Annotated in this window: 9 protein-coding genes; 4 read left to right on the forward strand and 5 right to left on the reverse strand. The window is 73.6% G+C overall.

The genetic code is table 11. From position 1 onward, the window contains the following. Positions 1 to 37: 37 nt before the first annotated feature. A complete protein-coding gene (locus ACFWI8_RS32140; RefSeq protein WP_387098779.1) occupies positions 38 to 2,038 on the reverse strand; it encodes a glycosyltransferase family 4 protein in 2,001 nt (666 codons plus the stop codon). Between the two features lie 127 nt (positions 2,039 to 2,165). Between ACFWI8_RS32140 and ACFWI8_RS32145 the strand changes: the two genes are divergently transcribed. After that, positions 2,166 to 2,630: an SPW repeat protein gene (locus ACFWI8_RS32145; RefSeq protein WP_387098781.1), complete on the forward strand. Its 465-nt coding sequence runs from the start codon at positions 2,166 to 2,168 to the stop codon at positions 2,628 to 2,630. Between the two features lie 30 nt (positions 2,631 to 2,660). Here the strand turns inward: ACFWI8_RS32145 and ACFWI8_RS32150 are convergent, their stop codons facing one another. The 3 genes from ACFWI8_RS32150 to ACFWI8_RS32160 form a co-directional block, all read right to left on the reverse strand. After that, the gene (locus ACFWI8_RS32150) at positions 2,661 to 3,929 is read right to left on the reverse strand and encodes an exo-alpha-sialidase (protein WP_387098783.1); all 1,269 of its coding nucleotides are present in this window, start codon (positions 3,927 to 3,929) and stop codon (positions 2,661 to 2,663) included. Positions 3,930 to 4,072: 143 nt separating this feature from the next. Next, complete coding sequence (locus tag ACFWI8_RS32155; RefSeq protein ID WP_387098785.1) at positions 4,073 to 8,503, reverse strand: hypothetical protein; 4,431 nt, start codon at positions 8,501 to 8,503, stop codon at positions 4,073 to 4,075. A 10-nt stretch (positions 8,504 to 8,513) separates the two neighbouring features. Next, positions 8,514 to 11,390: a hypothetical protein gene (locus tag ACFWI8_RS32160; protein ID WP_387098787.1), complete on the reverse strand. Its 2,877-nt coding sequence runs from the start codon at positions 11,388 to 11,390 to the stop codon at positions 8,514 to 8,516. Between the two features lie 289 nt (positions 11,391 to 11,679). Here ACFWI8_RS32160 and ACFWI8_RS32165 point away from each other — a divergent pair, with 289 nt between their 5' ends. Then, entirely contained in the window at positions 11,680 to 12,735 is a 1,056-nt protein-coding gene (locus ACFWI8_RS32165; RefSeq protein ID WP_387098789.1) for a peptidoglycan-binding protein, read from the forward strand. On the opposite strand, the gene ACFWI8_RS32170 is transcribed toward ACFWI8_RS32165, so the two are convergent. Beyond that, positions 12,729 to 14,288, reverse strand: coding sequence for an FAD-dependent monooxygenase (locus ACFWI8_RS32170; protein ID WP_387098791.1), 1,560 nt, complete (start codon positions 14,286 to 14,288; stop codon positions 12,729 to 12,731). The two genes, ACFWI8_RS32165 and ACFWI8_RS32170, sit on opposite strands and share 7 nt — an antisense overlap. Positions 14,289 to 14,372: 84 nt before the next feature. Here ACFWI8_RS32170 and ACFWI8_RS32175 point away from each other — a divergent pair, with 84 nt between their 5' ends. Then, positions 14,373 to 15,740 (forward strand): nucleotide disphospho-sugar-binding domain-containing protein, encoded by a 1,368-nt coding sequence (locus ACFWI8_RS32175; protein ID WP_387098793.1) that lies wholly within the window; start codon positions 14,373 to 14,375, stop codon positions 15,738 to 15,740. 95 nt (positions 15,741 to 15,835) lie between these two features. Then, positions 15,836 to 16,027 carry a DUF2795 domain-containing protein gene (locus ACFWI8_RS32180; RefSeq protein ID WP_387098795.1) on the forward strand — a complete coding sequence of 64 codons (192 nt, stop codon included), beginning with the start codon at positions 15,836 to 15,838 and terminating at the stop codon, positions 16,025 to 16,027. The last annotated feature ends 137 nt before the right edge of the window (positions 16,028 to 16,164 follow it).

A 16,164-nucleotide genomic window follows, 5' to 3' on the forward strand; every position in this document is an offset into this window, starting at 1 on the left:
CCGGTCGTCGTGGCCGTCGCCGCCGCGTCGGCCGGATTCAGGCGTTCGTGCCGCTCGGCGCGGTGACGAGGGTCAGCTCGTTGTCGAACGTGAAGGCCAGGCGCAGATCGACGCCGTCGCGGCTGACCGTCGGGTGCGCGTCCGTCCTCCTGCGGTCGGCCGTGTCCCCCGCCAGTCGGCCCAGCGGGACGGGCGGCCCTTCGGGAACGGTGAGCTGGAGAAGCCAGCTGTCGACGGCGGCCAGCCGGGAGGCCAGCTCGTGGTGCAGGACCACCCGCAGCCGGCCCTCACCCTCCCGCTCCACCGGCAGCGCCAGCGGCTCGCCCTCCCCGGGCCTGGCCACCGCGCCGCGCACCGAGGTCGTGGCCGGCAGCGGGGTGACCGTGACGGTGGTCGCCTCCTCGGTCACCTCGACGGACTCCACCTCGGCGTGCGTCGCGCGCCGCCACACCCGCAGCGTGAGGTTGCCGTCCTTGGTGGTGTAGGGGATCCAGGCGCTGACGCCCCCGGCCCCGACGGTCGGTCGGGCGGTGACCAGGGCCGCCTGCTCGACCAGCCGCGCCGCGACCCGCCGGGGCCTGCCGGGGCCGGTGGCGGCGAGGAAGACGTCCCAGCGCCCCTCGGCCAGGTCGTGCGCCTCCCGCGCCACCACGGCCCGGCCCTCGCGGTCGAGCGGCACCCGCACCTCGGTGCGCCGCGCCGCGCCCCGCAGCCTGAGCACCAGATCGCCGCGGGCCGCCGGGGCGACGTGGACGACCAGGCCGCCGTCCCGGCGGGCGACGGCGTGCGCGGCCGGCCCCCGGCCGGGCTCCGGCGTCGTCGAGCCGGCCCCGGCCCGCGGCCTGGACCCGCGGCGGCCGAGCAGGCCGCGCAGCCGGCCCCCGAGGCCGGCCCTGGCCGCCCCGGGGCGCAGCCGGGCGAACAGCTCCTCGTAGTGCTGGGCGACGACGTCCGGCGCGTAGCGCCCGGCGGTCTCCAGCGCCGCCTCGCCCATCCGGCGGCGCAGCGCGTCGTCCGCCATCAGGGTGCGCAGGCCGAGCGCGATGGCCTCGGGGCCGCCGTCCTCGGGGACCAGCAGCCCGTCCCGACCCGGCGTGATGATCTCGGCCGGGCCGGTCGGGCAGTCGGTGGACACCACCGGCACCCCGCAGGCCATGGCCTCCACGATGGTCAGGCCGAACGACTCCCACCAGGACGTCACGGCGGCGATCGAGCCCTTGGCCCACTCCGTCTCGATCGGGGAGACCGCGCCCATCAGCCGGGCCCTGTCCCACAGGCCGAGCTTCTCGATGCGGGCCCGCAGCTCGCCGCGCAGCGGCCCCCGGCCGTAGATCCGCAGCCGCCAGTCGGGGAACTCGTCGGTCAGTCGCGCGAAGGCGTCGAGCAGGCGGTCGTAGCGCTTCTGGTCCACCAGCCGGCCGGCGGCCACGATCACCCGGCTGTCGCCGGTGGACGGCGCGACGGCCGGTGGGATCGAGGAGTTGGGGATCCGGGCGATCCGCTCGGCGACGGCCGGCAGCGCCGCGCGGTAGGCGTCGGCGTCCGCGGCCGAGACGGGCGCGAAGGCGTCGAGCAGCGGCACGGCCGCCAACTGCAGGTCCCGCGCGGCCCGCTTGCGGGTCCCCAGCGTGGAGTGCTCCTGGCCGACCCGCAGATACGGGCGTCCGGCGCCGAGCGAGCCCAGGTAGTGGCTGAGCGTCGGCCGGGTGGAGATCACCACGTCGGCGTCCAGGGACGCCAGGTGGTCCGCCATGCGGCGGTCGCTCAGCAGCGAGACGCCGTCCCGCCAGTGCGGCAGCAACTCGCTCGGCGCCGACGCCTCGGGCAGCGTGAGGTCGCGCGAACCGGGCCGCTGGTCGATCAGGGTCTCGATCGGCACCTGCGGGTCGAACGCGAAGCTGGTGGTGTCCCGGTGCCGGTACAGGCTCGTCACCCGCACCCGGTGGCCGCGGGCCGCGAATCCCCCCGACAGGTTCGCCACGGACCGGATCGTGCCGCCGATCCCGTAGGCGTTGTTAAGTAGAAAGGTGATCCTCATGTCAACCCCCCAAAGCTGATCATGTGTGGAACAGAAGATGGCGCACAAGGGTGACTGGTATGGACCGCAAAAGGTTGGGTACCCGAGGCGGACTTCTTGATCCTTCGGTGGCGGAAGGAGAGGCGCCATGGCACGGGTAACCCCGGAGATGCGGGAAGACGGGGCCACGCCGGCCGCTCGCCGGGCCGCCGCCCGGCGGCGCGCCCTGCGGAAGGGGCAGCACGACGACATCGTCAGTGTGCTGATGCTGATCGCCGGGGCGGCCCTGTTCTTCGGGCCCTGGGTGGCGGGTCAGATGGCGGACAACGCCAGGGACGCCAGCAGCAACGAGCTGGTGGTGGGCCTGATCGTGGTGTTCGTCGCGGGGCGCCGACTCTCCAGGGGCGCGGGTGTGCGCTCGGACCTGGTGATCCTGCTGGCCGGCGGGTGGATGATCGCGGCACCCTTCGTCCTCGGCCGCGGCGACACCCGGGTGAACGGGCCGAGCACCTTCGACATCACCGTCGGGATCGTGCTCGCGGTGCTCGCGCTGGTCGGCCTCGGGCTGCTGCGGGCCGCCCGGGGACCGGGGCGCCGGGCGCGGCACGCGTGAGGGCGGCCGGGCCCGGCGGCACCGTGCGCGTCAGGCGTTGAGGATCCAGGACAGGTTGAAGCGGCGCCACAGCAGGGCGCGGTACGAGTCGGGCCCCGACTCGTCGTTGAAGAAGTCGGTCTCCACGAGGGCGCCGACGCGGTAGTCGGCGGTCTTGGTCAGGCTGGTGTAGCCGCCCTCGTGGCCGACCCCGGAGACCGGGGCGTCGGCCAGGGCGCGGCTCGCCGGGTAGGTGCGCGCGTCCGCGTCGTAGCTGATGCGGACGCGCAACGCCCGACGGCTGCTGGTCGAGGCCGAGTTGAGGAAGATGGTGCGGGCCGGCGCGTCGATGTTGTAGGCGAGCACCGAGCCCTGGCACATGGGGTCCGGCAGCCCGGTGTCGGCGGCGAACGAGCCGAAGCCGTTCAGTGTGCCGCGCGCGACCATCCGGTAGTCGCCGTTGAGCGGGCGGTCGTTGCGGTACAGGTTGCCGTCCGGGGTCTGCGCGACGGTGCCCTCGTTGTAGAGCTGCGGCAGCGTCTGGTAACTCCACGTCCGGTTGCCCGCGGTGCCCCGGCCGACGATGTTCCGGCCCTGCGCGGGGATCACCAGCTCTCCCGAGCGCATCCGGATGCCGTTGCCGGGGCCCACGGCGTCCCAGGCCCAGCCGGCAGGCGTGAGTTGCGAGGTCAGCCGCTGGGGTGTCGACCAGGTGGCGCCGTCGTCGGTGCTCGCGCTCAGATAGAGGTGCCGGCGGCCGGCGTCGGTGGAGTCCACGGCCCGGGTGCGGGAGCCGTCGGGCAGCGGTTCGTTCCCGAAGTAGCTTCTGTCGCCCGCGTTCCACGACATGAAGAGGTAGACGGTGTTGCCGTCCACCACCGGGGTCGGGTTGCCCCAGGTGCCGTTGCCGGACCCGACGACCTCGCGCAGCGGCTCCCAGTCGGCCGGGTCGGCGCCGTGGTCGGTGGTGGTCCTGGTGCGCTTGTAGACGAGGTTGATGTCGCCGTAGTCCTTGTTGTTGTGCCGCCGGCCCTCGGCGAAGGCGAGGATGCGGCCGGTGCTCGTGGTGACGACGGCGGGGATCCGGAACGAGTGGAAGCCGACCCCGGAGGAGAGTCGGTCGGGGGACGACATGTTGGCGCTGCGGAACAGGGGGAACGCCCGGTGGTACGGCGCGGCGCCGGCGGCCGGGTCGTCCACGGCGGCGGCGGGTGCGGCGCCCGGTGCGGTGGCGTGCGCGGGGCGGGCCAGGGTGGCGGCGAGGGCGGTGCCGAGGCCGGCCGCGATCGCGGTGCGGCGGTTGAAGCCCGATGAGGCCACTTCGACTCCCAACTCCCTTGTGGGGGTTGTTGTTGTGGGGGAACGAGCTGGGTGGTGGCATGCACCTGATCGGTGCCTCTCGGTAAGGTAAGACAAGGGACGTGGGACGTCCAGCGTTGCGATCGCGACCATCTGATGTCAGGTCAGCGGCCGCCGCGCCCTCCGCCCCGGCCACCGCGTCCGCCGCCGCCTCGGCCGCCTCGGCCTCCGCCCCGGCCGCCGAACGGGTGCATGGGGGAGCGGTGCGGACCCTCGTGTGGCCCGCCGGGCGGACCCTCGTGCGGTCCGTGGGGTCCGTCGTCGTGCCGGTGGTCGTCCGGCTCCGGAGGGCCGCCGGGGCGGAAGCCGAGGGGGACGACGTCCGTGTAGATCACCCGCCGCTCGGCCGGGTCCGACGACTCGGCCTCGCTGTCCGGGCGCAGCCCCTCGGTCTCGCACACCATCAGCCGGATCGGCCCGCCGTCACCCACCGGCGGCACCTCGCCGGAGAACACGGCGCCCGTCGGCCCGTCGGCGCGGGTCAACTCCACCCGGGACTCCGGAATCTCCACCCAACCGAGCGCGTCGTCCGGCACGTCCGGGTCTCGCCGCTCCAGGACGGCCACCACGCGCGGAGCGCCGTTGGGCCCCGGTTTGTACGAGGGACCCTCGACCCGCACCGACACCGGGCCGGGACGATGCTCGTGGCCCTCGTGGCCCTCGTGGCCCTCGTGGTGGTCGTGGCCGTGGCCGTCGTGGTCGTGCCGGCCGAAGCGCCCCATGAACTCGCGGAACCGGCCGGGTCGCGGTTCGTCGTCGGACTGGGAGCGCACGACCGTGAGCAGCCGCTGCGGCAGCACGCGGACCAACTCGGTGCGCACGACGGGCGACAGGTGGAGGCCGTCCAGCGAGTTCGGCTGATACCTGGCCAACGCCAGTCGGGCGAACGGCAGATAGGCGTCGCCGGCGGCGATGTCCAGGTCGCAGTACCAGCGGTTGCTGGTGCGGTCGAACTTCGGCGCGTAGCCGACGACCGTCACCTTCAGACCCGCGGGGACATCGGGGCCGGTCAGCGACACGCCCGGGTCGGTGCGGGCAGCGCCGGGGAAGGTGGCGGCCGAGGCGTGGGAGACGGCCGTCGAGTCGTGGATGGGGTCGCGCCCCAGCAGGGTGACGAACGGCAGCACGTTGTCCGGCGGATCGCCCGTCCCCTCGTGCAGCAGAACGCCCAGCAACTCCCCGTCGCCCGAGGAGAACCAGGGCCGGGCGAGGTAGATCCGCAGACCGCCACCGTTCCGTCGGCGGACCGTGGTACCGGCCTCGGCCTCGACGTCCTCGAAACGGATGGTCGGCATGCAGTACAGCAGGTTCGGCGCCGCCGGCCGGGCGCTGCTGCGCACCACGTGCCGCACCTTCTCACCGGTCGTCGAGAACGCCTCCGGGTCCTCGTCGGTGAGCGTGGCCGGGAAGTAGTCCGCGAAGGCCGAGGCCGCCACCGGGCGGTAGTCGATCACCCGGTGCTTGGTGTCGCCGAACTCGTGCTTGGCCGGGATCGCCGGGGTATGGGGACGCCCGTCCCGGGTGAACGCCTCGGCGGCGCGGGCGTCGAACGTCAGGCGGTCTCCGTCCAGCCGGCAGGGGGATCCGCCGGGAGGCGCGTCGTTGAGCGCGAACTCCCTCGCCAGGGCGAGAGGGATGTGCCAGACCGCGACGTTGCTCCTGGTCACCGTCCCCGGCGGGTTCTCCTCCCGGCCGTCGTCGACCTGCTCGGTCCAGTCCGCCAGCAGGTCGATCCGCTCGGTGCTGTCCGCGTGAACGTCCACCGCGCCCGACAGGTAGGCGGCTGTCTCGTTCTCGGTGCGCTCGTCGCCCTCGCCGAAGGTGAGCCCGGGCGGGGACAGGGGGCGTTGTACGGCGTGGACGAGCGTGATGTCCTGCCAGGGCGTCACCATCCAGTGCTGGTTGGCGGCGACGGCCTCGCGGATCGCCGTCATCTCGGCCTGCCGGTCCCGACCGTCCTGGGCGTCGGGCTCGTCCTCCTCGAGACCACGACGGCACAGCTCGACGGCGCCCAGGATGGGCTGGGTCGCCGCCATGTCGAGCCGGGAGCAGACGCGGAGGGTACGCGTGGCTGCCTTGGGCAGCGGAACGGTCAGCACCCGTTCGTCCGGGTCGAACCGGTGCTCTCCTTCGCCCTCCACGAGGCGCAGCCGCAGCGACCTCGGCTCGTGCCAGGTGGGGCCGTCCCAGCCGAGGGGGAGGCCGTCCGCCGCGTCGGGCAGGCCGAGTACCACCACCCCGGTCGCGGTCGGGTCGGGCAGGTGCGGGGTGACGGCCTGTTCGCCGGCGTGCACGGCGTACCGCCGGCTCCGCTGATCGGCGTCGGGCGTGACGATCTCCACCCCCGGCAGCCTCTCGTCGTCCAGCCTGCCGCTCTCCCGCACCGCGAGGTCGTAGGCCCTGCGGCGCACGGCCGGGTCGTCGGAGGACATGTCCTGGTCGAGCATGCCGTGCCGTTCGACGCACTCGAGCGACGTGCGGGGTGCGACGAGGTGCCGCTCGTCCACGCCCCGGTACGGCTCGTGGTGCCGGTGCGCGTCGTTGAACCGGGTCGCGAACTCCTCGGGGGACTGACCGAGCACGCTGCGGATCACCATCCGGTGCTCCGACTCGGCCTCGTTGAAGCGGAAGCGGGGGACGACGGTGGGTGGCGGCACCGGGTCGAACCGCTGGAAGACCACGGGACCGGCCTTCGGCTGCACCAGCTGGCCTTCGCCCTCACCCGGCCCTGACGCCTTGACCAGCGCGTCGGCCTGGTCGAGTGTCAGCCCGTTGCCTGCGAGATCCACGGTGCGCACCCGCACCTGGTAGCCGTGGCCGAAGCGCAGCCGGGGGAGCGAGCCCGGGTGCACCGCCGCCTCGATCCGCAGCGGCAGGTCGGTCGCCGGCTTGTCGTCGACCGCCGTCACCTCCCCTGTCCCCTTCGTTCCGGTTCGTCCGCCGGCGGCGGCCGGGAGCACCCTGCCGGGGCGCGGGGCGGAGCGCGACCAGCCGTCCCAGGTGACCAGGTGCTCGTGGAGGGCGACCACATCGGGCTGCTCGGGGTGGGAGACGAGCGAGTCCTGGAAGAATCCCTCGTCGGTGTGCGTGGTGATCACGTCGTCGTGGTCCCGGCCGCGGTAGGTGACGTCCCGCTGGTGCAGCGAGCACCACTTCCCGCGTGTGTCGTCGAGCACGTCGAGTCGGTGTCCACGCACCAGATCCTCGGCGTGCAGGAGCACGAAGGGGTCGGCGGCGGCGTTGACCCTCGCCTCGTTCGTCACCGACCGCGCCAACTGGTCGTGCAGCGAGGCGGCCCGGTCCCGGTGGACGAGGACGAGGCCCTTGGTACGCAGGGCGGGGGCGGCCGGCCCCGTGGCGTCCTGGCCGGTGGCCATGACGGCGGTGGTGGCCACCTTGGCGGTGATCGTCTTGAGGGCGGTGCTGTCGATGTCGCTCTGTTCGAGGGAGAACTCCTCGTCGGGTAGGGCCAGCAGGCCCCGGGTGAGGGGCCCTTCAGGGGTGTCCCGGCCGGCGGCGGCGAACAGCCCGGGGTCCTGGCGGAACACGAACGCCGTGCCCGGCCGGATGTTCCTGGTGGTCTCCGGGGGGCCGTCGGAGGCGAAGGTGGGCTGCACCCGCAGGCAACGTTCCCCCGGCCCGTCGGGCGTGATGGCGTCGGCCGGCAGGAGGAGGTCGAGCACCAGGCCGAGTCGGCGCAGCAGGAAGGGATGGTCGCCGAGCGCGGAGAGCATCCGGTGGAAGTCGATCTTCTCCTGCTGCTCGACGGGCCGGGGCGGGATCGGCGTCGAGCTGGCCGGGCGCGCCGGCCGGTGGAAGGCGCGGTGCTGGTCCCTGCGGTGGAGTCCGCTCAGCGTGATGAACCGCGGCTGGAGATCGACCTCACCGCCGGCGAGGGCCGAGGTGTGCCGGTCGCGTGCCTGGGTGGCCTGCGCGCGGGCGTCGGCGAGTGCCGCGTCGATGCGTTCGTCCGAGGCGCGGAGCGCGTCGGCGGTCATCATCTCGGAGTCGTCGGCCCCGCCGCCCGTCGTGAGGACGCGGAGTTCGCCCGGGCCCCCCTCGTCCGACGTCCGGCTCACCCCGGCCATCTGGGAGGCGGTGGGCAGGCCCCGGGGGGCGGCGCCGGCGACCCGGGCGAACTCGACGCGGTTGTCACGCGCCACTTCGCGGGCCGGGTAGCTGACGTAGACCTGACTGGTGTGGTCGTCGAGGGTGTGGGGCTCCACGGGCGTCGCCCCGGAGAAGAACCGCCCCCACAACGCCTGGTCGGGCGGGGTGTCGCCGAAGTCGGGCGTCGCGTCGAACGGGCTCCCCAGCGGGTTGCCTCCGGTGTCGGTCACGACCAGTTGGAAGGTGGCCCGGGTCATCCGGTCGGCCCACGTCAGGAAGTCGGGGAACTCGTGCAGGGTGGTGACCCTCTCGGGGCGGAGCCGGGGCGCGACGAACACCGACACCCTGGGGCGGCGGTCCTGCTCGCCGAGCCCGGCGGGGAGGGCGATCCACTGGATGTCCTGGACGGGGTTGGCGTTGGGCATGGTCGCTCCCTCAGGCGGCGAAGGCCAGGCAGTACTGGTTCCAGTCGTCGGGGCCGACGAACTGGCTGAAGGGGGGATCGCCCTCGTCGCCGCGGAAGCGGCGCTCCAGGTGCAGCGACACCGACTTGCTGAAGAAGGCGATCCGCACGCTGACCGTGACCGTGCCCTCGCCGTAGACCTCGGGGAACTTCTTGACCACGCCCCCGACTTCGACCTTGACCTTCTCGTAGCTGAGCGCCAGGTAGAACTCGACGGACACGGTGACGATGCCGAGCACCGACAGGTGGCCCGAGCAGCGCACATAGCCGCTGATCAGCACCTTGTCGGGGCCGAGGGCGAAGTAGATGCCGGCCATGAGGGAGACGCCGCCCTCGGCGATGCCCAGGTTGATCGCGGCGCTTCCGCCGAACTCCAGGGCGCCCTCGATGAGTTCGGGCTTGTCCCCGCGCACGGTGATGGCGACGAAGCCGCCGCCGGTGAACGGCGCGATGCTCACGTTGAACGGCTTGTGACGTTCGGAGAGCGCGAACCGGAACCGGAAGGGCTCGTCGTCGAAGGGGATGGACAACTCGGCGGCCAGCACCATGTTGGTGAGGCTGAACACCCCGACCGCGAGCGGGGGGAGGGCGATGGAGTAGCCGGCGCGGATGCCGCGCGGGGAGACGTCGACGAACGCGCCGGAGCCGAAGCCGTCCTTGGGCAGCACCTCGCGCAGGTCGTTGACGAACTCCAGGGCACCCTTGAACGACATCTCGATTCCGGAGGCCGAGACGTCGGGCTTGGAACCTGGCTTGCTGACGAAGGTGAGCTTCTCGGCGGAGACGCCGATCATGTCGGCGAAGTCGAGCTTGAGGTTCTTCAGCGTGCCGGTGACCTGTGAGGCGGTCAGTCCGTCCGGGGACACCTCGGTTCTGGCCTCGAGGGCCAGCGTGGCCTTCGAGACGTCGATGAAGCCGAGGTTGCCGACGTTCTGCAGCTTCGGGGTCCACAGGTAGCGGACCACGCGCTTGAGTGTGGCCGGGTCCTCGAAGGAGCGGAGCACGGGCACGGGCAGTCCGGCGCTGGCGAGCAGGTTCTCGACCTGGTCGTCGGCCAGGTCGCGGACCTTCGCCGGGTCGAACGGCGGGACCGGTCCGAGCAGTTCGCCGAGACTCACGGTGCCCAGGAGTTTGGCGTCGCCGAAGGACTTCTTGACCGCGTCGAGGACGGCGTCCTGGCCGCCGGCCACCGTGCCGGCCATCGCGCCGGGCAGCGGGCCGGCGAGGCTGGTGATCTCGTTGATCCTGACGTCGGGGCGGGCGAGACCGCCGACGTTCTGCGGGCCGAAGGCCAGGGGGAGGTCGGCGGGTTTGAGGTGTTCGTCGACCACGGACAGGAAGGAGCCGCTGGGCTGGGCGCCCGGGCCCTGCTGGACGTAGGGCGTGGCCAGGGCGACCATGGTCTCCCCGCCGGTGTTGGTCACGTGTTCGAGGGCCGGGACGCGGACCTTGGCGCCGGCCATGACGGGCAGGGCCTTCAGCGGGTGCTTGGCGGCCTTGGCCAGTGTGAGGACGAGCGAGGTGACGGGCAGGGCGGTGGCACCGGCCGCCTCGCCCGGTGGCTGGGCGAGGGCGACGACCTGGCCCGCCAGGTCCGCCGTCCGGACGGAGGCGTCTCGGCCCTGGTAGTCGTCGATCGCGGCCTGGCCGGTCACGTTGCCGGGGTAGAAGACGAGCGGCGCCCGCAGGGTGACGCGACGGCCCTCCCGATCCGTGCCGATCAGGGTGAAGCGGTAGGGGCTCATCGTGTTGTCGGCCGGTACCACGAAGGGCCTGGAGGAGTCGACGCCGGCCACCTCGGGTGTCCTGGTGTCCGTGATCCGCAACGAGGTGAACGGCATGTCCCGCCCGTCGTTCTCGTAGCCGACCGTCGCCGCGTCGTACCGCACCTCGGGTTCCCGGACCGTGACGTACGTCCGCTTCCGTAGGTAGGCCACGGTGGAGGTGCCGTCCGGGCTGGTCTCGAACCGCCGCTCGTAGGTGTCCACGACGGTCGCGCGGTGGCCGGTGCTCAGTCGGCCCACCTTGACGAGGCGGACGAGTTGGTCCCGCCCGAGTCCGCTGGTGTGTTGGTAGCCACGCAGGTTGCCGAGTGGCCGGCCCTGCTCCACGGCCCTGTCCAGGGCGGGGTCGTCCCACACGCCGCCCAGCTCGACGGTGGCGCCCAGCGGGGTGAGTAGGAACCGGTGGGCGGTCAGCGGCAGGGGGACATAGCCCGCGATGTCGGTGGCGGTGGTCAGGGTGACGATGTCCTGCAGGTCCTGCGGCTTGAGGGGGAGCAACGGCTCGCCGTGGTCGGGGCGGCCGGGGGGGACCGCGAAGGCGCGCAGCGAGAGGTCGCCGCCGTCCTCTGCCTTGAGGAAGGTGTGCCACAGCTCGGTGCGGCCGTCGAAGTCCACCGGGGCGGCGTGCGACGTCCAGGCGACGGGCCCTTCCGGGGTGAGCAGGAGCCGGGTGGGGAACTCGATGGCGGTGACTGGCTGACCGTCCAGGGCCCGGGGGTCGTCGCCGTCCGGCTTTCCGCCCGGCGGCAGGCAGCGCAGGCCGAGGGCGGCCCAGTCGAGCAGGTCGCCGACGTCGAAGCCGACGCCCGGCCGCCCGGGTGGCACGGTGAACGCCAGGGTCGTCGACCCCGAGGACCAGGCGGCTCGTCCCGGGGTAGCGTCCGCCACGGTGTCGGCCGAGACCTCGGCGACGTGCTGGGGCGGCAGGTGGAAGACGACGAGTCCCGGCCGCTCCTGGTCCTCGACGACCAACCGCCCGCGCCGCTGCGTCAGGTTCACGAGATCCACGGGGACGAACAGCATGTCCTGGGGGCGGTGCAGCAGCAGGCGCCGGGCGTCGGACACGGGGCCTCCGGGGGTGGGGGCGGGCGGGCTCTCCCGCATCCTTGCGGCGGCTCCGAGGCGGCGCGGTCCGGCGCGCTCGCCATGTCACGCGGTAGGCGGTCACCGTTTCGGCGCAGCGCCTCCGCGGTGGTCGGATACCGGATGCCCGAATATCGTGGAAAAGGTCTCGGGGATGTCGCTCCACCACAGGCGCTGTCCTGGTGACGTAAGGGGTCGAACGATGAGCGTGGCCATCGCCCCGCGGTTTTCGGGCATCACCCAGTTCGAGGAATGCGTGGCAGGCGCCCGCATGACGTCGGACGGATTCGACGCCAACGGCGATCTCGTGGTCGAGGGGCCGAACGACCCCATGGCCGTCGGGGCCGTCCAGGGCGCGCTGCGGGACCTCGGTTATCCACTGCTCGCCACCTTCACGTACGACGACGCGACCGTTCACACGGTGCGCCAGTTCAAGATCGACCAGCAGCTAGCGGTGCCGGCCGGAATGTCGGTCCATGACGGCGTCGTCGGTCCCGGTACGAGTGGTCGTCTCAACGCGATCTTCAGTCCGCCACCCACCCCCGCCCAGCCACCCCAGCCAGTGCCGGCCCCGCCGGCGCTCCAGGCATGGGAGCACCTGATCAGCTTCCGGCCGCCGGGGCCCATGCAGGCGGGGCTGAACGAGCGGTTCGGACTGCTTGGCCCGTCGCGGGTGGTCCATGCCATCGAGGACGCCAAGGGCCCGATCAACCTCGACCACTACCCGGTACGGGTCGAGGCGCTGCCGACGGACGGAAGCAGCACGATGACGGCCGCGCAACTCCTGGAGTTCGTGCGCCGCAACATCAACGACTTCGTCGACGGGGCCCCGGACGGCTGCAACTTCCAGCCCTACGACCCCGACATCGACACCGCGGCCTGGCTGCCGCTCTTCCTGCCCACGGCGTTTCCCGGCGCGGTGGTCTCCATCGACATGTTCTCCTCGGGCATCAACGTGGACGACGGCTCGGTCGTCCTGTCCGACATCGCCCCCGACCACTGGGTGTTCTCCACCCTGTGGACCCCCGACGACGGCGGCCATCCCGTGAGCGGCAACCGCGAGTTCGGCTTCGTGCCGGGAGCGGCGGGCGAGTTCGTCTTCCACACCCGTGGCGCGGACCGGACGACCTCCGTGGTCGACAGCGTCGCGGAGGCCACGGTCTTCGGTGCCGCGCACCGGCTCTGGCTGTCCTTCCAGCGGCGGCTGGCGGCCTTCGTCAACGGCAACGGGGGCCAGGCGACCATCGAGAACGCCACCTCCGCCCGCTACGACTGGCCGACGGTCCAGGCCGGCTACCACCACCCGTCGACGCCGTGGATTCAGTAGCCCCGGCGGGTGATCGCGGCGAGGGCGTCATGGAGGGCGGCGTGCGGTGGGCGGTCGTCCCAGCGGGCTGCGATGTGCCCGTCGGGGCGGACGAGCAGCGCTCCGCGGGGGCCCAGGCCGAGGTGTTCCGCCGGCTCGGGCCGCAGCGGCTCGACGCGTAGCGGCCATGGCGCGGCGGCCGGTGGCGCCCAGCGGGCGGGTGCCGGGGTGAGCAGGGTGAACCACTCGCCGAGGGTGTCGAGCGTGGAGCGGCCGTCGGGAAGGGGGAGATGCGGCATGCGGTGTCCCGGCTCAGGCGTGGGCACGTACGTCGTGCCCGCATCGGGCGGTTCGAGCGTGGTGGCGTCGTCGGGCAGGACGGCCGGGGAGCGGTAGGCGACCCCGAGCACCAGGCCGAGCTGGGCGAAGTACCGCTCGGACCAAGGGAGTTCCAATGGGGTGGTGGGGTCGCCCGACGCGCGCTGCGCGCGGCGGCGGTGCTGCACCTGAAGCATCAGCCGGGTGTTCTCCACCGCCTGGTCGAGCGTGCGGCGGGCGACCGGGTGGCGTTCGGTCTGGTACGTCTCCAGCAGGCCCGGGCCGGCCCAGCCCTGGAGGACGCCGGCGAGCTTCCAGCAGAGGTTGTGCGCGTCGGCGATGCCGGCGTTCATGCCGAGGCCGCCGACGATGGGGATCGCGTGCGCGGCGTCACCGGCCAGCAGGGCCCCGCCGTGCCGGAACCGTTCGGCGACGAACCCGTTCATCACCCAGTGCCCGACCCGGAGCACGTTCACCCGCGCCTCGGGTCCCGGTCCGAGGGCGCGGGCCACCAGGCCCGGCCAGTCGGCGTGGTCGGGGTCCTCGGGAGTGGGCGCGAACCAGGCCCAACCGCCCTCCGGGTAGAGCGGGGCGAACAGCCCGTGCGCCGTGAAGTAGACCCCGGCGGGCTGCCGCGCGCACCAGGCGTCGAGGTCGGCGTCGAAGACGACGGTGGTGAAGGCCCGCATCGGACCGGGGCCCGTGGTGCCGATGCCGAGCAGCCCCCGGACGGTGGAGTTCGCGCCGTCGGCGGCGAGCACATGACGGGGGCGTACCCGGGTCGTCCCGCCTCGCTCGTGGTCGGTGAGTTCGGCCACGATGCCGTCGCGCCGCTCGGTGAGGCCGACGAGTTCGACCCCGAAACGGACCGGCGCCCTCGCGGCGGCGAGCAGGACGGGTTCCAACCGGTCCTGCGAGGTGACCGCGCCGATCTCGGGGCTCTCGGGCACCGGCTCGTTCACCCCGATCATCGCCGCCGTGGCGAAGTCGCCGTCCCGCAGGGTGTCGCGGAAGCGGATCCGGCCGTACCGCGGCGCGAACGCCCTGGACGTGACGTCGGCGGCGAGGCCGAGCTGGCGGAAGATCTCCATGGAACGCACGTTGACCAGCCGCGACCGTGGCAGCGGCGAGAGTTCGCGGTGCCTCTCGACCAGCAGTGTCGACACGCCCCAGCGTTCGAGGAGGGCTCGGGCGGTGAGTCCGACCGGCCCACCGCCGACGATCAACACCGCGGTCTCGGCGTCCGTCACGGTCATGGCAGCACTGTGGCGCACCCGGCGGCCGGCGGCCTGGACCGGCTCGTCGGCGGGCCCCCCGAACGGGTGGCTATCTTGTGCCGCATGACCACCGTGCCGGTCACCGGCTCCGAACCGCCGCCCCCGCCCGGGACCGGTCGCGTGCCCCGCCGGGTGGTGGTCGCCGCCACCCCGCTGCACGGCCACGTCACCCCGCTGCTCACCGTCGCCGCCGACCTCGTCGCACGCGGCCACCACGTGACCGTGCTCACCGGCGCCCGGTTCGCCGACCGGGCCACCGCGATCGGCGCCCGCTTCGTGCCGCTGCCCGCCGAGGCCGACTACGACGACCGCGCGATGGCCGCCGGCTTCCCCGGCTTCGCCGAACTGCGCCCCGGGCTCGCCATGGACGCCTTCTACCTCCGACGGGTGTTCACCGACGCGGCCCCCGGCCAGTGGCGAGGGCTGCGCGCGCTGCTTGACCGCCACCGGGCGGACGCCGTCGTCGCCGACATGCTCTTCCTCGGCGCGCTGCCGCTGGTCCTCGGCGCCGGCGCGCCGGGGCCACGGCCGCGGCTGATCGCGCTCGGCGTGCTGCCGCCCATGGCGCTCAGCGCCGACGCGCCGCCCTACGGCAGTGGGCGCCCGCCGGCCCGTGGCCCGCGCGCCCACCGAACCCACCGGGCACAGGGCGCGCTGGTCAGAAGCCGGCTCGCCGCCGCGCAGGCCCACGCCGAACGCGTCTTCGCCGGCCTCGGCGCCCCGCTGCCCGGCTTCCTCTACGACCTCACCGTCACCGCGCCCGACGTCTACTTCCAGCTCACCGTCCCCGAGTTCGAGTACCCGCGCGGCGACCTGCCGGCCTCCTTCCGGTTCGCCGGCCCGCTGCCCCCGGCGACCGTCGCCGGCTTCGCCCCGCCCGACTGGTGGCCCAGGCTCGCCGAGGGCCGGCCGGTGGTCGTGGTCACCCAGGGCACCCTCGCCAACGCCGACCTCACCGACCTCGTCGTCCCCACGCTGCGTGGCCTCGCCGGCCGCCGCCCGCTGGTGATAGCGGCCACCGGCCGCCCCGAGGGGCCGGCCGAGGTCCGCCGCGCCCTCGGCGGGCTTCCGGAGAACGCCGTGGTCGCCGCCTACGTCCCCTTCGACCGGCTGCTGCCGCACGCCGCCGCGCTGGTCACCAACGGCGGCTACGGCGGGACGCACGCCGCGCTGGCCCACGGCGTGCCGCTGGTGGTGGCCGGCGCGACCGAGGACAAGCCCGAGGTCGCCGCCCGGGTCGCGTGGAGCGGCGCCGGGCTCGACCTGCGCACCGCGCGCCCCGGCGCCCGCGCCCTGCGGCACGCGGTGGAGCGGGTGCTGACCGACGGCCGCCACCGGCGGGCCGCCCGGCGACTGCGCGACGCGGCCCGCCGCCACGACCCGCACCTGGCGATCGCCGAAGCCCTGGAGGATTCGCCGGACACATCCTGATTCTCCCGGTCCTGGGGTGTTGGCTGGTCCGCCCCGGCGGGTACGCGGACCGGGATCCCGAAGAGACACGAGAGACACGAACGAGGGATGCCACCATGGCCAAGACCAACCCCATCGAGGTCCAGCGGGCCCTCAAGGGCGCCGCCTACCCCGCGGACAAGAACGCCCTGGTCGACCGGGCCAAGCAGAACCACGCGAACAGCGGCCTCGTCCACCAGCTGGAGGAGCTGCCCAGCAAACAGTTCAACGGGCCCAACGACGTCGAGAAGGCCATCTTCAGGTCCTGACCGGCCGGCCCCGTGCCGTGTGGGGGCCCCCCCCCCCCCCGCGCGGGCGGGGCGCCGGCGGGGGGGCCGCCGGGGCCGGCGCCGGGCGGGGGCGGGCGCGCCGGGGGGCCCCCCCCCCGCGGGGCGGGGGGGAGAGA

The sequence above is a fragment of the Streptomyces sp. NPDC127098 genome, from assembly GCF_042722465.1.
GTDB lineage: Bacteria > Actinomycetota > Actinomycetes > Streptomycetales > Streptomycetaceae > Streptomyces > Streptomyces millisiae.

Excerpts from the sequence above, each read along its gene's own strand:
- ACFWI8_RS32180 (WP_387098795.1), top strand. The coding sequence starts at position 15,836 with ATGGCCAAGACCAACCCCATCGAGGTCCAGCGGGCCCTCAAGGGCGCC.
- ACFWI8_RS32155 (WP_387098785.1), bottom strand. The coding sequence starts at position 8,503 with ATGCCCAACGCCAACCCCGTCCAGGACATCCAGTGGATCGCCCTCCCC.
- ACFWI8_RS32175 (WP_387098793.1), top strand. The coding sequence starts at position 14,373 with ATGACCACCGTGCCGGTCACCGGCTCCGAACCGCCGCCCCCGCCCGGG.
- ACFWI8_RS32170 (WP_387098791.1), bottom strand. The coding sequence starts at position 14,288 with ATGACCGTGACGGACGCCGAGACCGCGGTGTTGATCGTCGGCGGTGGG.
- ACFWI8_RS32140 (WP_387098779.1), bottom strand. The coding sequence starts at position 2,038 with ATGAGGATCACCTTTCTACTTAACAACGCCTACGGGATCGGCGGCACG.
- ACFWI8_RS32165 (WP_387098789.1), top strand. The coding sequence starts at position 11,680 with ATGACGTCGGACGGATTCGACGCCAACGGCGATCTCGTGGTCGAGGGG.
- ACFWI8_RS32145 (WP_387098781.1), top strand. The coding sequence starts at position 2,166 with ATGGCACGGGTAACCCCGGAGATGCGGGAAGACGGGGCCACGCCGGCC.